The organism is Methanohalophilus halophilus (assembly GCF_001889405.1).
GTDB classification, from domain to species: domain Archaea; phylum Halobacteriota; class Methanosarcinia; order Methanosarcinales; family Methanosarcinaceae; genus Methanohalophilus; species Methanohalophilus halophilus.
Map to the genome: position 1 here is coordinate 25,036 of NZ_CP017921.1, position 16,334 is coordinate 41,369.

The 16,334-nt window shown below is 43.3% G+C and carries 19 protein-coding genes and 1 other RNA gene; 4 read left to right on the top strand and 16 right to left on the bottom strand.

Translation table 11 applies throughout. The annotated features are described in order from the left end of the window. Nucleotides 1-10 precede the first annotated feature (10 nt). From BHR79_RS00120 to dph5, 5 genes are all read right to left on the bottom strand, one after another. Nucleotides 11-904, bottom strand: a complete 894-nt coding sequence (locus BHR79_RS00120) for a carbohydrate kinase family protein (RefSeq protein WP_072560145.1) — start codon at nt 902-904, stop codon at nt 11-13. Nucleotides 905-917: 13 nt separating this feature from the next. Next, nucleotides 918-1,262, bottom strand: coding sequence for a DUF555 domain-containing protein (locus BHR79_RS00125; RefSeq protein WP_072359494.1), 345 nt, complete (start codon nt 1,260-1,262; stop codon nt 918-920). Between the two features lie 161 nt (nt 1,263-1,423). Then, on the bottom strand, nt 1,424-1,705 hold the full coding sequence (locus tag BHR79_RS00130; protein ID WP_072560147.1) for a DUF357 domain-containing protein: 282 nt from the start codon (nt 1,703-1,705) through the stop codon (nt 1,424-1,426). A gap of 10 nt (nt 1,706-1,715) precedes the next feature. Continuing rightward, a complete protein-coding gene (locus tag BHR79_RS00135) occupies nt 1,716-3,350 on the bottom strand; it encodes an ATP-binding protein (protein WP_072560148.1) in 1,635 nt (544 codons plus the stop codon). 45 nt (nt 3,351-3,395) lie between these two features. Further along, nucleotides 3,396-4,202 (bottom strand): diphthine synthase, encoded by an 807-nt coding sequence (gene dph5 / locus BHR79_RS00140; RefSeq protein WP_072560150.1) that lies wholly within the window; start codon nt 4,200-4,202, stop codon nt 3,396-3,398. A 142-nt stretch (nt 4,203-4,344) separates the two neighbouring features. Here dph5 and thsA point away from each other — a divergent pair, with 142 nt between their 5' ends. Continuing rightward, on the top strand, nt 4,345-5,973 hold the full coding sequence (thsA, locus tag BHR79_RS00145; protein ID WP_072560152.1) for a thermosome subunit alpha: 1,629 nt from the start codon (nt 4,345-4,347) through the stop codon (nt 5,971-5,973). Nucleotides 5,974-5,997: 24 nt separating this feature from the next. Here thsA and BHR79_RS00150 read toward each other — a convergent pair whose 3' ends face one another. From BHR79_RS00150 to BHR79_RS00175, 6 genes are all read right to left on the bottom strand, one after another. Next, nucleotides 5,998-6,576 carry a DUF2119 domain-containing protein gene (locus tag BHR79_RS00150; protein WP_072560154.1) on the bottom strand — a complete coding sequence of 193 codons (579 nt, stop codon included), beginning with the start codon at nt 6,574-6,576 and terminating at the stop codon, nt 5,998-6,000. Nucleotides 6,577-6,583: 7 nt separating this feature from the next. Further along, nucleotides 6,584-7,240, bottom strand: coding sequence for a S4 domain-containing protein (locus tag BHR79_RS00155; RefSeq protein WP_072560156.1), 657 nt, complete (start codon nt 7,238-7,240; stop codon nt 6,584-6,586). A gap of 112 nt (nt 7,241-7,352) precedes the next feature. Continuing rightward, nucleotides 7,353-8,438, bottom strand: coding sequence for an NADH:flavin oxidoreductase (locus BHR79_RS00160; protein WP_072560158.1), 1,086 nt, complete (start codon nt 8,436-8,438; stop codon nt 7,353-7,355). Nucleotides 8,439-8,477: 39 nt separating this feature from the next. Next, the gene (locus tag BHR79_RS00165; protein ID WP_072562232.1) at nt 8,478-9,131 is read right to left on the bottom strand and encodes a cytochrome c biogenesis protein; all 654 of its coding nucleotides are present in this window, start codon (nt 9,129-9,131) and stop codon (nt 8,478-8,480) included. Between the two features lie 111 nt (nt 9,132-9,242). Further along, the gene (locus BHR79_RS00170) at nt 9,243-9,917 is read right to left on the bottom strand and encodes a heme exporter protein CcmB (protein ID WP_072560160.1); all 675 of its coding nucleotides are present in this window, start codon (nt 9,915-9,917) and stop codon (nt 9,243-9,245) included. Further along, entirely contained in the window at nt 9,911-10,630 is a 720-nt protein-coding gene (locus BHR79_RS00175) for an ABC transporter ATP-binding protein (RefSeq protein ID WP_072562233.1), read from the bottom strand. The genes BHR79_RS00170 and BHR79_RS00175 overlap by 7 nt, the downstream gene beginning before the upstream one ends. A gap of 105 nt (nt 10,631-10,735) precedes the next feature. On the opposite strand from BHR79_RS00175, the gene BHR79_RS00180 reads away from it, so the two are divergent. The 3 genes from BHR79_RS00180 to rnpB all read left to right on the top strand — a co-directional run bounded on the left by BHR79_RS00180 (nt 10,736) and on the right by rnpB (nt 12,108). Continuing rightward, entirely contained in the window at nt 10,736-11,173 is a 438-nt protein-coding gene (locus BHR79_RS00180; RefSeq protein WP_072560162.1) for a universal stress protein, read from the top strand. A 128-nt stretch (nt 11,174-11,301) separates the two neighbouring features. Then, a complete protein-coding gene (gene msrB, locus BHR79_RS00185) occupies nt 11,302-11,700 on the top strand; it encodes a peptide-methionine (R)-S-oxide reductase MsrB (RefSeq protein ID WP_072560164.1) in 399 nt (132 codons plus the stop codon). A 62-nt stretch (nt 11,701-11,762) separates the two neighbouring features. Next, nucleotides 11,763-12,108, top strand: an RNA gene (gene rnpB / locus BHR79_RS00190) — RNase P RNA component. Here rnpB and BHR79_RS00195 read toward each other — a convergent pair. The 5 genes from BHR79_RS00195 to BHR79_RS00215 all read right to left on the bottom strand — a co-directional run bounded on the left by BHR79_RS00195 (nt 12,107) and on the right by BHR79_RS00215 (nt 16,322). Further along, nucleotides 12,107-12,742, bottom strand: a complete 636-nt coding sequence (locus BHR79_RS00195; RefSeq protein ID WP_072560165.1) for a DUF116 domain-containing protein — start codon at nt 12,740-12,742, stop codon at nt 12,107-12,109. The two genes, rnpB and BHR79_RS00195, sit on opposite strands and share 2 nt — an antisense overlap. Further along, nucleotides 12,723-13,370: a DUF116 domain-containing protein gene (locus tag BHR79_RS00200; protein WP_072560167.1), complete on the bottom strand. Its 648-nt coding sequence runs from the start codon at nt 13,368-13,370 to the stop codon at nt 12,723-12,725. The genes BHR79_RS00195 and BHR79_RS00200 overlap by 20 nt, the downstream gene beginning before the upstream one ends. A gap of 80 nt (nt 13,371-13,450) precedes the next feature. Continuing rightward, nucleotides 13,451-14,707: a (Fe-S)-binding protein gene (locus BHR79_RS00205; RefSeq protein ID WP_072560169.1), complete on the bottom strand. Its 1,257-nt coding sequence runs from the start codon at nt 14,705-14,707 to the stop codon at nt 13,451-13,453. A gap of 1 nt (nt 14,708) precedes the next feature. Then, on the bottom strand, nt 14,709-15,485 hold the full coding sequence (locus BHR79_RS00210) for a disulfide reductase (protein WP_083432969.1): 777 nt from the start codon (nt 15,483-15,485) through the stop codon (nt 14,709-14,711). A 177-nt stretch (nt 15,486-15,662) separates the two neighbouring features. Beyond that, the gene (locus BHR79_RS00215) at nt 15,663-16,322 is read right to left on the bottom strand and encodes a nitrite/sulfite reductase domain-containing protein (RefSeq protein WP_091829062.1); all 660 of its coding nucleotides are present in this window, start codon (nt 16,320-16,322) and stop codon (nt 15,663-15,665) included. Nucleotides 16,323-16,334: the final 12 nt, after the last annotated feature.

The following is a 16,334-nucleotide window of genomic DNA, read 5'->3' on the forward strand; positions in this document are numbered from 1 at the left end:
AAAGAAGAGATCAGAGGGGCAATGCTCCAAAGTTCTCTTCATATCTTTTTTTCATAGCACCCCATGTTGGCAGATTGGTCTGGCATCCAACACATTCCACTTCAAATGAAGCAACTGTTGCACCTATTTTGCCACATACCTCAAAGGGTAGGCCTTTGCTGAAAGCCAAAAGGAATCCCGCTCTGTAACCATCTCCCGCCCCGGTGGGGTCCACAGCTTTTACAGATACGATGGGGATATCGATTTTTTTATCTTTACAATATATCTTACTTCCACTGGAATCACAGGTGACTACAATAGTTGAAATGGATTTCTTCAGGTCATTAAAAGACCTTCCAGTCATCTCTTTTACACGCTTGACCTCATGGATATTGGCAAAGAGAATATCCGTATTATCCAGTATGGTAACCAGATGCTCTTTCGAGTAAGTAACCAGATCCTGGCCAGGATCAAAAGAAACAAACTCTGATTTCTGAGCCACCCGGGCATTGAAACTTGCCTCAGAGGTTGCCAGATGGACAAAATCCAGCGCTGGAGCTTCCACATCCGGCAACTTTGAAGATGAACCCCAGTAAAAGTAGGATGATTGGTTATGATTTGGGTCAGTATAGACAAAAGCTTTGGTACTTTCCTCACCTTCTATATGATACAGGAGAGAAAGATCAACACCCAGATTATTCAGATGTTGCTCATAGCCGCTTGTGGAAAAATCATCTCCCACAGCAGCAACCAGACGGGAGTTACCGCCCAACTGCGCCATTGCTGCGGCAATATTGGCAGCACCCCCTCCGAAAAGTACTTCATAGCTTGTTATCGGATAGGATTCATTGGGTGAAGCGATATGTTCTACTTCAAAAAGATAATCCAATGCCGCATGTCCTACAACATCTATGGGGGCCGACATTAGACCTCCTACTTCATCTGACAAATTCTTCAACATCTATTACAGTAAGAGGTACATCCCTCAAGGTCCTTCCAATGACCGATTTGGCAATACGGGAAGCATGTTCGTCACTTTCAGCATCAAAAACTTTCATTTCCAGGATAAGGCCGACGATACCGGTATTTGCTGCTATGAAAACACTACTAAAAGGTTCATTACAGGCAGGACAGAAAGTAGAGCCCACATCAACTTCAACAAAATCAAGTTGGGGATTGAGCCTCTTTCCGGCTTCAGCAATTGCTACACCAATGGCATCATCTGCGCTTTTCACATCCCTTACCAACCAGGCGGCTTCAAGGGTTACATGATAACTCGGCATACTTTTCGTCTCCAGGTTTAAAACTTCTACATTCTCTCAAATTAAAACATCGCCATCAAAACTAATAAGCACAAATAGTATATTAAGCAATAAACTCAGTCATATTCGTTTCACTTATATTAATTCTCTGCTTAAATCGAATTTGAATAAGTAATGACAGATCATATTGTAAATAACACATTATCATCTACATCAAAAATCCCAAGCCTTGCACCGGCATCCAGCCAGGCATGTCCATAACTGAAGCATACAAGGGCATTTACGGGATCCTCAATCTTAATGAAATGAAGACCGTCATTATAATAGGATTGAGCCATATTTAGGTAATCATCTGCTACTTTCATCAAATGGGAACTGGATCTTGGAGCAGGTTGTGCAAGCTCCAGGGCTTTTTTAAGCAATTTTTCATATCGTCCAACTTTCTCATTCAAATCCGCTGCCATTTATAACACCTTATTTACTTTCAGAGCCAAACAGTTTATTGAAAAGACCGCCACTATCTTTCTTGGGATTGCGGCTTGGTTGTCTTTTAGGTGGCGGGGATTGGGATTTTTTTTCTTCTACAGGTTTAGTTACAGGTTCTGTTTTGGACTCTTTTTTGGTACCAGGAGATACTTTAGGAGAGGATTTATTGAGAATTTTCACGGATTCCCCACCATGTTTGGATTTCCTGACACGGATATCCACAAGAATCGGGCGTTCAATATCATTGCTCACCAGCATTGCAATGCCGGGTGGCAGGCGTAACAGTTCTTCTTCTACATAGGAATTTACACCCTCCAGACCTTTACTGATAGATTTAAGATCATTTGGGTTGGTAACCTTCAATATAATCTGGCTTCCACACTGTGAAAGTACATTTTTATCAACCCTTGCAGGCCTCTGGGAGATGACCAGCATCCCCAAACCAAACTTTCGCCCTTCTGAGGCTATTGTACGGAGAATTTCTGAACTGGAACTCTTGCTATACCCTCTTTCAGGAGCAAAATTATGGGCTTCTTCCACAACCAGCATTCCCGGAGGAATCGTGCCGAGTTTGCGAGCTTCAAAAAGAGTGTCACAGAGCTGGGCCACAATCATTGTCTGTATATGTGGAGGGACCCCTTTCAGGTCAATAATCGAAGCCTTTCCATCCTGCATTAATTCTTCAACCGGAGTGGGTTGAGGGGAAAGTATATCCAGCTGGTTAATATCTTCAAGTAAATTAATTACATTCCAGCGGGCTTTGCTTTCATTATTGCTGACCTCCCTGATTATATCATCAAGGAAATAGGTTTCCACATCAGCACGTAACCTGTGTACAGCTTCATAAAGAATACCGGAATGGGTACTATTAAAATTATCAGGAAATAAGGTCATCAGTTCACTGGGAGTAAGATTAACTCCGTTTAACCTGAAAAGATGATCTGCGTTTGGATTAATTGATTTATCGGCAGGAGTATAAACCTGTATTCTGGAGCCGTATCCTTTGGATTTTACACCGTATTTTTTCAGGTCACCGTCATTTCCACTGTCTGATTCTTTAAGGGAAGAATACTCACTATGAGGATCAATGATCAACATGGGTACATTATGATCAAGTAATTCTTCAAGAATTACTCCGGCAGTGTAAGACTTACCACTACCGGTTTTTGCAAGGATGCTACAATGTTTCTGCACAAGACTGTTCACATTAAGATGTACAGGAATACCGGTACCTTCAAGCAATCCGATATACATGTCATCTCCTACAAGACCCAGTGTATCCCTAATAAGTGTATCATCTGCCAGATAGACCTGATCCCCGGGACTGAAAGGACTCATAGGTGCCCTTAAAAGGCCACGGTCATCCCGGCTTCCTATTATTGTGCCAGAGGCCACTATACGGTCATCATTTCTATCTTTCCTCTGCCCCTTTTTGGCTTCTTCCAGAGAATATTTTTCACTGGAGCGCACAATTGACATTACCTGTGCAAGTATCCATCCATCTGTCTCATGCCATATTTTGACATAATGCCCTCTCAGAACTGCCGTACTGTCCGATATCAGGAACTTGAAATTAAGAGTTCCTGTTTCACCGAATATGACTCCTACTGAACCGCGTACCATATTATACTCTCACCAGTAAACAATTTTTACTCAAAATACTTCAAATTAATTTTCGTCTCCTTCTTCAAGGATAGATTCAGGTGCATCCGCAAGTTTAACAAGGGATTCTGCCTCGACAAAATGCAGATCTGCCGGAATAGCTACAATATGCAGGGGAGAGCCAAAGTCGTAACTTTCAAGATTTTCAGCAAAATCTGCCTTTACAATAGGTTTTTCAGAACCTGCGTTTGCAATACCTACAGCTATTGAGCCTTTTATGAGATTATCCCCTCTTTTTTCATCTATCTTAAGCAAAAGTTCAAGTCCCTGATTAACCGTCATATAACCCTTATTCATATCAATATCAAGAAATACAGCCGTATGCAGACCCATCTGCCTGTTGCGTAGAATAGTATCATAGGGAGTTTCAGAAATAATGGTATTTCCCCGGGTGCTCGTGTATGGATGAGGAATGGTTGCCGCTTTGCCAAACCTGTAATTCTGAAGGCCAGTCAGACCGCAGATAGCGGAAACTATGGAAGAGCCGTGGATTAAACGGGTTTCGATTCCCATCTCCATTGCCCTGAGCCGGATATCTACATGAGTAGTGGATACCATCGTGTCCCCCCCTGTTAGAAAAACTATATTGGTATCTTTTGCTTCTTCCAGCCACCAGGGGTCTTGCTCTACTTCCTGCCTGTCAAGAACGTGTATTTCCCTGCCATACAGGTTTTCCATCTTTTCTTTATCCGCACCCATCAATCGGGAAGTATAAAATTCCACATACACCTTATCGGCATTTTTTATAACTTCAAGACCCTTTACAGAAACATCCTTTTCATCAAATAAACCAAGTCCGACAAAATAAAGCATAGGCTTTATAAAAGCCCTCTCTATATATTAAAGGTTTTGAAAAGGCTAGCAATAGCAAAGAGTTACTGCGAAACGTATTTATAGAACCATAGACAGTTAGATTTCTTTATATACAGATTATTCATCAGGAGGTTCAACATCAATGCCAGGACATTACGGCGGACAACCCGCCTACATCGTGAATCCCCGCACCGAACACAAGCAGGGAAGAGATGCTTTATCCGTAAACATCGCCGCGGCAAAGGCAGTAGCAAACATTGTTAAGACTACCCTTGGACCCAAGGGTATGGATAAAATGATGGTAAACTCCATTGGAGACATAGTCCTCACCAACGACGGGGCCATGATCCTCAAGGGAATGGATATCGAGCATCCAACTGCCAAAATGATCGTAGAGGTTGCCCGTACCCAGGAAGAGATTGCAGGTGACGGTACAACCAGTGCAGTTGTAACTGCAGGTACATTACTTGACAAAGCATCCGATCTTATAGAAGAAGGTGTGCACGCACGCGTTCTTGTAAGAGGATTTGAAAATGCATCTGAAAAAGCTCTGGAAATTCTCAATGAATTTGCCATAGATGTATCCGAAGGAAACAGGGAAGCTCTTGAAAAGATAGCCAGCACTTCTATGTCAGGAAAGGCTTCCGAAACCAACAAGGAAATACTTGCAGCACTTTGTGTGGATGCAATCCTGCAGATTAGCAAAAAGGGAAATATCAATGTCGACAACGACATAATCCTCAGACAGGAACCTGGAAAAAGTGTCAGTGAAACAGAGATCCTCGATGGCATAATGCTCAACAAGTACAGGGTACACCCTGGTATGCCAAAAACTGTAAAGGATGCAAAGATCGCTCTTATAGACACACCTCTTGAAACCCAGAAAACATCAAACACATCCAAATTACAAATTAGCAATGCTGACCAAATGCAAGAGTTCCTTGCCCGTGAAGAGGATGATTTCAAGCAGATGGCTGACCATGTCATCCAGAGCGGGGCAAACGTCGTAATTTGTTCCAAGAATATCGGTGATAAGGTAGCACATTACTTGCAAAAGAGCGGTGTTATGGGAATCCGCAGAGTCAGTGATGATGATATCAGGAACCTGTCCTATGCAACCGGTGCAAAAATCGTGAAAAAGGTCTTTGATCTCAGTGAAGAGGACCTGGGATATGCAGGTGAAGTTGGAGAAGAAGGAGAGTCCACCGTTGCCAAGATCTTCATAAAGAAATGTGAAAATACAAAGGTACTTACCATTCTGCTTCGTGGAAGTACCGAGCATGTCACGGACAATCTGGAAAGAGCCTTTGATGACGCACTCCATGTTATCAACTCAGTCTTCGAGGATGGTAAGATCGTGGCAGGTGGCGGTGCAGCAGAAGTGGAAATTGCCCAGAGACTGCGCAACTATGCTTCGACCATAGGCGGCAGGGAACAACTTGCAATCATTGCATTTGCCGATGCCGTAGAATCCATACCCATGGCTATTGCTGAAAACGGTGGGATGGACGCGACATCCGTAATCCTGAAACTGCGTAATGCACATGTCGAAAATCCCAATATTGGATTGGACATCTACAGCGGTGATTACCTTGACATGGTTGAAAAAGGAATCGTGGATCCCCTTCGTGTTAAAACCCAAACTATAAGGTCTGCTTCAGAAGTTGCAACCATGATTCTCAGGATCGACGACATGATGAGGGCACAGAAAAAAGATATGATGGATGTCAATCCCGAACATAACATCCATAACTATAACAGGCCGTTCTAAATGGCCATCTGGCCTGTGACATATTCACAGGCCATAAAATTTTTTGTAATCCTCAATTGCCTTAAGAGCTGCAGATGGATACTTTTTTTTCAAAAAGGCAATAAAATCATCCCGACCCTTACACTCTTTCATCCTATCAAGCATATAAAGTGCAAGTTCATATGATGCAGGATTTTCCCTTTGAACCTCCAGGGATAAGCAAAGGGCCTCTTTGGGGAAATGTAGCCTGATGTGAGGAGACACCGAGCCAAGCAGCAGGCCTTCTTCCAGCACACTGTAAGGAGGAACCCCTTTTTTGGAGATACGATCCCTTCCGGCAAGTTTATGAAAATTCTGCTTTGAATAGGAATGGATCTCAATATATATCTCAGGCTCACAATTGTTCACAAAAACAGGAATTTTAGAACCGGGGCCCTTGTAGTAGCTTTCCTGAAGAGTTGAAAGGTAGCTACCCCGGTCAACTAGAGGCAAGAGAAAAAGAGAACCTGATAACGGAGGCTGCAACTTCAGCAGGAGGCTGGAAGTGTCTTTCCACTCACCACCATGCATCCCTGCAGCTAAAAGCCTGTAAGGCCTGCCCTTACCATAAACCTTGAGCAACATAAGTTCCTCATGTCTTTTTTGCCACTACGTAAAATTCCCTCTGGGCAGAATCCAGGACTTCCAGGACTTCGATTCCCAGCGATTTAATATTTTCAACCAGGTGTTTTTTATTTCTTCCCCTGCCCAATTTAATTACCTGAAAAATCATTCCACCTTCCTTGAGAAGGGGAAGTACCTTACCGAGAGCCTCTATCGAAGCCTCTGGCTCAAGAGTCATATCAGTTAGCAATACGTCAAAGGGACTTCCCGGTATTTTCGAAGTCTGCATCGTAAATATATCATCAAGGATTATGGTAATATTTGGGTTTTCATAAGCCAGCCTTCCAAGTTCTGAACGAAAATGGCGGCTGTATTCAATCCCTACGGCATTCGCACCGAGTTCACAAGCAAACATCAGGAAACCTCCCGCACTGGAGCCCAGGTCCAATACGCTGTCTCCTTCTTTGATTAAATCGAATTTTTCCTGTATGTTACGAAGTTTAAAATATCCCCGGGGTTTATCGAGCCCTTCATCGACTTCTATTTCATTGAACTCGGACACTTCACGGGAAGATTTCGTTATAACGTTCCCATCAACCTTCACATGACCTTCACTAATTGCCTTCTTGGCCCTTCCCCGGGAACTGAAAAAACCGGTTTCTATAAGATATACATCAAGTCGCATGAGATACAAGATGTACAACGCCCTATATATAGGGTAAGTTGACCCACACAGGAATTAATAATGTTTATGCCCGCAGATATTTCTTGCTTACTTTTTAAAAATGATCCTGGCCTTAGAGGTCAAAATCATAATTGCACCTGATACCACCCTTATCAAAGCAGCGGTTACATGAAACACAGCGTGCCCCTTCTGCCCCTCGTTCCAGTTTTTTCACAAGGTCTGGTTCGCAGATGAAAGGGCGGCTCATGGAGACCATATCCGCATAAACCCTGAGGACTTCATCCATAACGGCTCTTGTGCGGATACCCCCGACAAGCATAACAGGTATACTTACAGTATCTTTTATCATCTTGGCATAACGTCTGAAGTAAGCTTCCTTTTCCTCTGTATCAACTCCGGGCTGGGACATCACAGAACCAGCCTCAACAATTCCACCACTTACCTCTATGGCGCATACCCCCGCTTTTTCAAGAAGGGCAGCAATTTCCACGCATTCAGGTGCATCCAGGCTGATATGGCCAGAATATATATCGAAACCATCGGTTGCATTCAGTTTGACCATCACAGGAAAATCGGGGGAGACATCCTCCCGGATACGGCGCATTATCTCGGTGATAATAAGTGTACGGTTTTCCACAGAACCTCCCCATTTATCCTCCCGCCTGTTTGTATAGGGTGAAATAAAACTGCTCAGCAAAAAGCCATGGGCACAGTGCAGTTGTACTCCATCAAAACCTGCCTCCATTGCCCTGCGTGTAGCATTAACAAAATCATCAATGGTTTCCAGGATTTCTTCTTCTGTCATTGCCCTTGGAAGTTTACCTGTGGAACTGTCTTCAACCGCTGAAGGAGCAAGCAGAGGATAACCGTGCTGTGCCATTGATTGGCGGCCTCCATGTACAATCTGGAGAACGATTTTACTACCATACGAATGAACCCTCTCAGCAATCTTCCTGTAAGGTCCTATGAAGCGGTCATCATAGATACCCTGCTGCAGTCCATCGCTTTTTCCGGCAGGATTTACATAAGAATATCCCGTTACAATAAGCCCAACTTCGTTTTTGGCCAGCTCTTCATAGATATCCCCTATGGCTACTGTGGGTGTGCCGTCTTCCTCTGCCAGCCATTCATGTGTTGCTGAGCGTACAAATCTGTTCGGGATGGATAAACCTTCAATATTAATCGGATCGAATAGCATATTTCAATATTCATGCCCGCAGAGGCATATATGCTTTACTCAACGACCTTTATACATATCCAGTTCTCTTTCAAACTTTTCATTTTTGAATTTAAAAGAAGTGAGGCTTACAAATAACATCAAAAATGCCAGCATATTGAGAATCAACACAAGAAGCAGGGAAGTGCCTTCAAGACCGCCTCCACCCTGACCATAAAGAGAACCTCCAAACATTAGTGGATGGGCACTTCTCCAGATACGAATGGAAAGAAAACTCAAGGGGACTGATACAAAGGCCAAAATACCGAAAACAGCAGATAACCGGGCTCTTTTAAGAGGATCATCCAGAGCTGTCCTGAGCATGAGATAGCCCACATATACAAGAAATAGCACAAGAGAGGTAGTTAACCGAGGCTCCCACACCCAGTACCAGCCCCATATAGCTTTTGCCCAGATGGAACCGGTGGCAAGCACAAGGAATGCGAATATGACACCTACTTCTGCAGCAGAAAGAGACACCTCATCCCATTTCTGATCATTTTCACGCAGGTAAAGGATACTCGAAATAAAGACTACAAAAAAGGCCAGATAGGCAACAATTGCAATCGGCATGTGGAAATAGAATATATTGAAACTGGAATCCAGTGCATTACCCGCCGAATCTTTCATGACCGGCAGATAGAAAAAAATGGCCCCAAATGCTACAACAAGCATCAGGGCTGTGAACAGGTAAAATGGTTTGGAATATTTTTCCCACTGCAACTAGCATCACCGGTTTGTAAGGGTTATTTCAGATGTCTGCATGACTATGGAACTCACTGTATATTAATCCTCTACGACATACTCAAAAACCAGCATTGAAACTGCAAAGAAGACAAAGTCATAGACCACCAGCAGTCGGATAGATGACATTAAAGAAAATATATCCTCACCCCTCAACAGACCCGATGTAGCCGATACCGCCGGGATGATGACCGGCAGGGACAGAGGTAAAAGCAGGACGGGAAGCAGCATTTCCCCGGCACGGGCTTTTATAACAAGAGCAGATATCAGGCATCCCACCACAACAAAGCCAAAAGATCCCAATAATATGACAATACCAACCCAGATAATCGCGGTAAACTGGTAATTAAAGAGGACAGAAAACATTGGGATAGTAATTATTTCTACCAGCAACATCAGCAAGAACACAAAGATGACCTTGGAGAGGTAAATTGAATTGCGTGGTATGGGACACATTTTCAACCCGTCCATACAACCGTTCTGGACCTCTGTAGCAAAGGTGCGGTTTAAGCCCAGCGTCCCTGCAAATATGAAACATATCCAGAGCACACCTGAAGCCACCGTTGCAGTCTTGCTGGCAGAAGATAACAGGTCAGAAAAAGCAATACTAAAGATAATAAGGATCAATAACGAAAAAACAACCATAGAAATAAATATCTCCCTGGCCCTGCTTTCAATTTTCAAATCCTTAAAGGCTATATTCAGACCCTTTAGCATTTAAATTGCCCTCCAGCAGAAAAACAGACGGCTTCGGCAAATTTACGTGCATTTGGGTCGTTGGTCACCACATCATGAACAATATTCCCGGCCTCCATAATTAACAGGCGACTGCACAGACGAAATGCCTTGTCCAGGTCATGAGTTACCATTATCTTCGTCATACCCGGTTTTTCCATAAGGAGGTTTTCCATAAGTGATGATGCATTCATATCAAGGCCAGTATAAGGTTCATCAAGTAATAAAAGGGAAGGATCATGGATAATCGCCCTTGCAAAGGACAAACGTTGTTTCATTCCTCGTGAGAAGTTTTTAACAGGATCTTCAGCCCTTTTCCACAGACCTATTTTTCTGATAAGATGATCACATCTCTGCTCAAGAACAGCAGGTTCCATGCCATACAGTTTCCCAAAAAATAAAAGATTTTCACGAGCTGTCAGGTTGTCATACAGGAAAGTTTCGTGGGAAAGCATTCCTATTCTGTCCCTTACATCTTCTCTGTCATGATCTTTTGTTCCAAAGATTTGCAATGTACCTTCGGTAGGAGAAATCAGATAGGCAAAAATTTTCAAAAGGGTAGATTTGCCTGCTCCATTGGGACCGATAATTGCAATAAATTCACCTTCTTCCACACGCAGGTTAATTCCATTCAAAGCATGTAGGCAACCGTAATCCCGGAAAATATCCTCTGCAATAAGAATCGTTTCGCCCATCGTGGTATAAATGATATTAGCCATAAATTAAGATTGTGATATATTGCCAAATACAACCAAAAGAAATATAGCATTGTAATCACAATATATAAGGGGGGTATATTGATGAGTACGAAAATTGAAAAGATAATGATCGCCACCGATGGGTCTGAGAATGTAAAGAATGCAGTTAGCTGGGGTATTGAACTTGCAGAAGCAACCGGTGCAAAGGTCAAGGCAGTCTACGTTTTACCACCTGTAAGTGTATCTATCGCAACCCGCGGAGAAAGGTGGGCCGATTCATTGCGCAATCACCTTAAGGATGAAGGAAAAAGTGCAACTGAATACGTTGTTGAAACCGGGAAGAAAGCAGATGTCGAGGTGGAACCCCTAATAATTGAGGGCAATCCTGCAGATGGCATTGTCAAATTTGCCACGGAAAATGGGATAGATCTCATCGTGATGGGAACACTTGGTAGAACCGGTATCAGTCATCTTTTGCTTGGCAGTGTGGCAGAAAATGTGGTAAGACATTCAAAAACACAGGTCTTGGTCGTACCCTGAGGCTTGTAGTGCACCAGGCAAACGATTATATAACCCAAATACAATGTTAGTATAGTTGCGAACGGTCTTATCCATCCTACCAAACATTCTCCATCCGACCGTTTGCAATATCTTTATTGAGGATTAATATGTCTGAAAACTGGAAACAAATTTCAGAAGAGGAATGGAAAAAACGATTGTCTGCACAACAGTTTCGTATCCTCAGGAAAAAAGGAACAGAAGCACCTTTCAGCGGCAAATACAATGATTTTTACGAAAATGGTATATACTCCTGTGCCGGATGTGGCCAGAATTTATTTTCTTCCTCCACAAAGTACGATGCAGGCACCGGCTGGCCAAGCTTCTGGGAAGCAATATCTGAAGACAACATTGAAAGAGTACCGGACTGTTCCCTGGGAATGAAACGCATCGAAGTAATATGCAGCCGTTGTGGAGGGCATCTGGGCCATGTTTTTGATGATGGACCTCCCCCTACCGGAGAGCACTTTTGTATAGACTCAATTTCCCTGAATTTTAATCCTGAATAAGAAAATAAATAAAAACCATTGCGTTAAGTATTTCTATATATCCGATTAATTAGGGGCTTTGTGAGAGAGGGAGGGCAGTTTCCGGGCCTTCTGGTCTGAGGAAAGTCTCCCCACCTTCCGGACACGCGAATACCTGTAAAGGGTATCGGGCGAGAGCCCGGGCAGCCGGGAAACCGGCTCTTGCGGTTTTACCGCATGATGGCACAGAAACGATACCGACCTGCGTCAAAGCAATGATATGAATAATTGAGGTCGCGCAGGGTACGGATGGAACGGCGAATCCTCGCGGGTGCAAGTCGAAATGGGATCGAAGTTGTTGTTCGGACAACCCCCGTTTTGGTGTGACGCTTAGCCGAATACTGCCAATGCATCTTTGCATCAACAGAAGGGAGCTTACTCCCCTCACTCACAAACTATTATCAGCCGGGCCGAATTCTTCAAGAATACCTGCAATTTTTTCGTAACTTATAGAGGTATTATAACAACCATCACTTTCAAGAGGTACACCATAAGCAATGACACCTTTACCTCGTAGAAAACGCATACCCTTGTTAATCTCATAATTACAACCAACAACCAGAATTCCATCTGCAGGCTTTTCTTTCAATACATGCTTCACAAATGAGGAACCGGTTATAATATAGAAACGATAACCATACTTTTGTGCATCCCTTTTTAGCTGCCCAACTATACACCTGCCACATTCCTTGCATTGTATACCATACCGTGAGGAGTAAGCAGGGCAATCCAGAAAACGCATGCAATGTGGCAAAAGCATTATCCTGTTACGAGTTCTTCCGAAAGCATGGTAATGAGCAATGTTCTTCAGGGAAACCATCCAGCTGTCCAGAATACGGGGATCGGACAACTTGCAAAAAAAATATTTAATAGGTAAGTAGAATAAATCAAGTATCCATGCAAACATACCTGCAAGACGTACATGCCGATTAAGGCTGATGCGGCTGACAAAAAGAGCAAGGCTACTCAATAAGACAGATATTGCCACGAATCCTATCAGCAATTTACCTATCAGATCGTACATTACATGCCTCCATTTTCTCAATTATAGCCTCAACGTCCACTTCTGTTTCAAAACAACCATCTTTTAAGAGGCAGATTCCCTGTACAGGCATAAATGAAACTTCCTCCATAGCCTCTGCAAGTTCAGTATAACAGGCCACTCCGATACATGAAGTAGGATGATAGTTTTTTATGATTTTCTTTATGAAACTTCCTCCGGGAATTACAAAAGCTCGGAAGCCACGTTTTTCAGCTTCCTCACTGATATAACCAATGGAACAAAGGCCGCATCGCCGACACTCATAACCATGGATCGGATCACAACGTGCAGGACACCGGGCATGCCTTAGACATTGTGGCAGGAATACAACACGTAAACCGCAACTGTCACTAAATTCCTCCAGCATTACAGCATTACGCACTTCGATAAGAATCTCATCAACCAGGGTATCCCTGATATGGAACACCCTGCATATCCATTTGGCCGGAGTATAGAACATATAGAGGATGAAAAGGACAAAATTTGGGAAAATAATGTGTCTTTTCCTGAAACTGTAAGCACCTACTATAAGTGCCAACAATATCCCTGCCAAAGCCAGAATCATCAGGTATATGAATATCCTGCCTAAAAACTCGTAGGGAATTTGCATAGCAGCAACAAGACGTAACTGATAATTTATGTAGGTTTCTAAAAAGAGAAAATAAAAGGGGTATAACCCCCTTGAATTGATTATCTTGCCTGATCTTCACAATCAGAAAGATCGATACCAAGAGCCTCAGCGGTCAAAACAATGACATCTTCGACTTCCAGATCTTCTGCTTTGACAGAGTCTCTTCCATCACAAAGATTTCTCTTACAGAATGGACAGGCACTGGAGAGAATATCCGGGGTTTTGGCAAGAGCATCTTCAACCCTTGTCTCGGCAACACCAAGTGCAAGATCCGGAATACCTGCTTTGACACCACCACCTGCTCCACAGCAGCGCTGGTTGTCCTTTATACGATCCATTTCAACAAAGTTCAGGCCGGGGATACTGCGCAATACCTTACGTGGTGGTTCGAAGACCCCTACGTGACGTCCGAGGTGACATGGATCATGGTAAGTAACAGTTTTGTTATCAAAGGGCTGTTTCCAGTTGATCTTACCTTCATCGATGAGTTTGTCAAGGAACTCGGTTATGTGGATGACCTCGAATGGAAGTTCTTCATCAAGCAACCTTGGCCAGTCCACAAGGGCAGTCCTGTAGCAACCCGCGCAAGCGAAAAGTACCTTGGTGGCACCCTTTGCCTTTATAGCATCAACATTTTTACGGGCAGACTTTCTGGAAATATCTTCGATTTCGTACTGACCGGTTCTTACAAGAGCGGAATTACAGCACTGTTCATCCTCACCGAGCATGGTGAATGGAATATCCAGATGGTTCAGTACACGTGCGGTTGCAAAAGCAAGTTTTTTCTGCCTCAGTTCAGCGGTACAACCACCGAAATAAAGAATATCTGCTTTATCTTCTATTTTCACATCATCTGGGACCCAGCTGAGACGTTCCTTTGGATCTGCCATATATGGGTTGCCATATTCTCCTATAAGCTTGACAAACATGGGCTGTTTCCCAACAGGACCATTGCCACGTTTTACGAGATTGGCACGCATTGCTTCCCAGAGTTCAACGGTATTGATGCCGGATTCACAAACTGTAGCACACATTGCACAGGTGGTACATCCGTAGACATCTTCCTTGAATTGTTCAATTTCTTCCTCTGGAACCTGTTTGGGTCCAAAGAGCCTGGCACGCAGACCATAGGATTTCTTCATATATTCCTGCCAGCGCAGAATCTTGTCCCTGGGCGCAAGACCGGGTTTTTTACCTGATGCATCATAGGTCGGGCACCACTGTACACATTCACCACAACGTGTGCAGGAATCGATTTCCATAAGCTGGACAGCTGTAAGGTTTTCCGTTGTAATAGACGGATTATCACGTACCATTTTATTCGCCTCCCTTGTTGGCCAAAATAGTAAGAGGTGTTGCAATCATGTGGATGTATTTGCTGTACGGGATGTAAGCAATACAGAAGAGCAGGGAAATTATCACGTGGAACAGTGCAGCTGGTGGAGCATAGGGATACTCGATACCAAAGCCCCAGAAAGTGCCGTTCCTGATACCATCAGCAATAAACCCTGTAACAGTAATGAGGGTCAGTCCACCAAGCAGTATGGAGTCATATGCAATGGTAGCTTCACGCATTCTTGGAATAAAGAGCCTTCTTGCGATTGCAATTATTATACCTGTAAGCAGTATATAGCTGAACAGGTCATTAATTGGACCAAGGAATTCTCTGAATACTGCAGGTTCGGGCCCAATACCCAGGTGTGCCATATGGAGTAATTCCACAAGGAACATGAGAAGGGATAATAGGAAGAGGGTCATCCAACCTACAAAAATAGTTATGTGCATGAACCATCGGAGGGGACTGCGGCGCATTATACGACGCTGCAATATAATATCAAGCACAAGAGTCACAATGATATTCTGCCCATGACCATGCCCATCCTCACTCATCTGATAGGCCAGTGTTTTCGGGAAAGTAAAGATGCTGCCTTTGGAAGGCTTTTGCCCGTAACCTTCAGCACCTAATCCCCATTTTTTCAGATTTATATACATTCCATAGAGGAATATCACAATTGCTATCGTGGCCAATATCATGACCTGCACGAATGTGATCCTCATAGCATCGGATATGCCAGAATAATATTCCATAGCCATAAATTCTATCTCCTGATACCATTTTAAAAGATATTTTACAAAAATTATTAGCAGTAGTAATATAAGATGGTTTATTGGTGGTAACAATTGTATTTAAATATTTTCATTATGCAAAAAACAAAACAGGAGAGGAGAAATAGAAAAAGGAAAGGAAAAGAAAGAATAGAATCCTTTAGCTTACATGCCTATTTCCCTTTTGAAATTTTCAATACCCATATCGTCGATCATGCGGCCAATCCTGTGCTTTTTTGTGTGGGTCTTGTAAAAGCTGACAATTTTATCAACGAGTTCTTTGACTTCATCATCATTCAGTTCATCAGCTATCACATCACCAAGTCTCGGACGAATACCTGCATTACCCCCGACCATCAAGGTATAGCCTTTGGGGGTACCCATGATACCTATATCCCTGACAGCAGGTTCGGAACATGAATTCATGCAGCCTGAAACCGCTATTTTGAATTTGGAAGGAAGTTGCATTCCGTGATATTTCTCATCCAGTTCAAGACCGAGGGTTACAGCATCCTGCTGACCACGTTTACAGAAAGTGGTACCCGGACATATCTTAATACTTCTCACACATGGACCGATTGCAGCAGCTGGTTTCATACCCAGGTCATCCCAGGCATTGTCTATATCGTCTTCCTTGAGACCTACAATACAGACACGTTGAGCCGATGTCAGTTTAATGGCAGCTGCATCATATTTATCTGCAGTGTCCGCAATCTTACGCAACATATCAGCTGACACAAGGCCTCCCGGTGTTTGGGGGGCAATAGCGAATGTTTCACGATCCCTCTGGAGAATGGCACCCTTTTCAAGAATATCTTTTGACATTAATAATCCCCC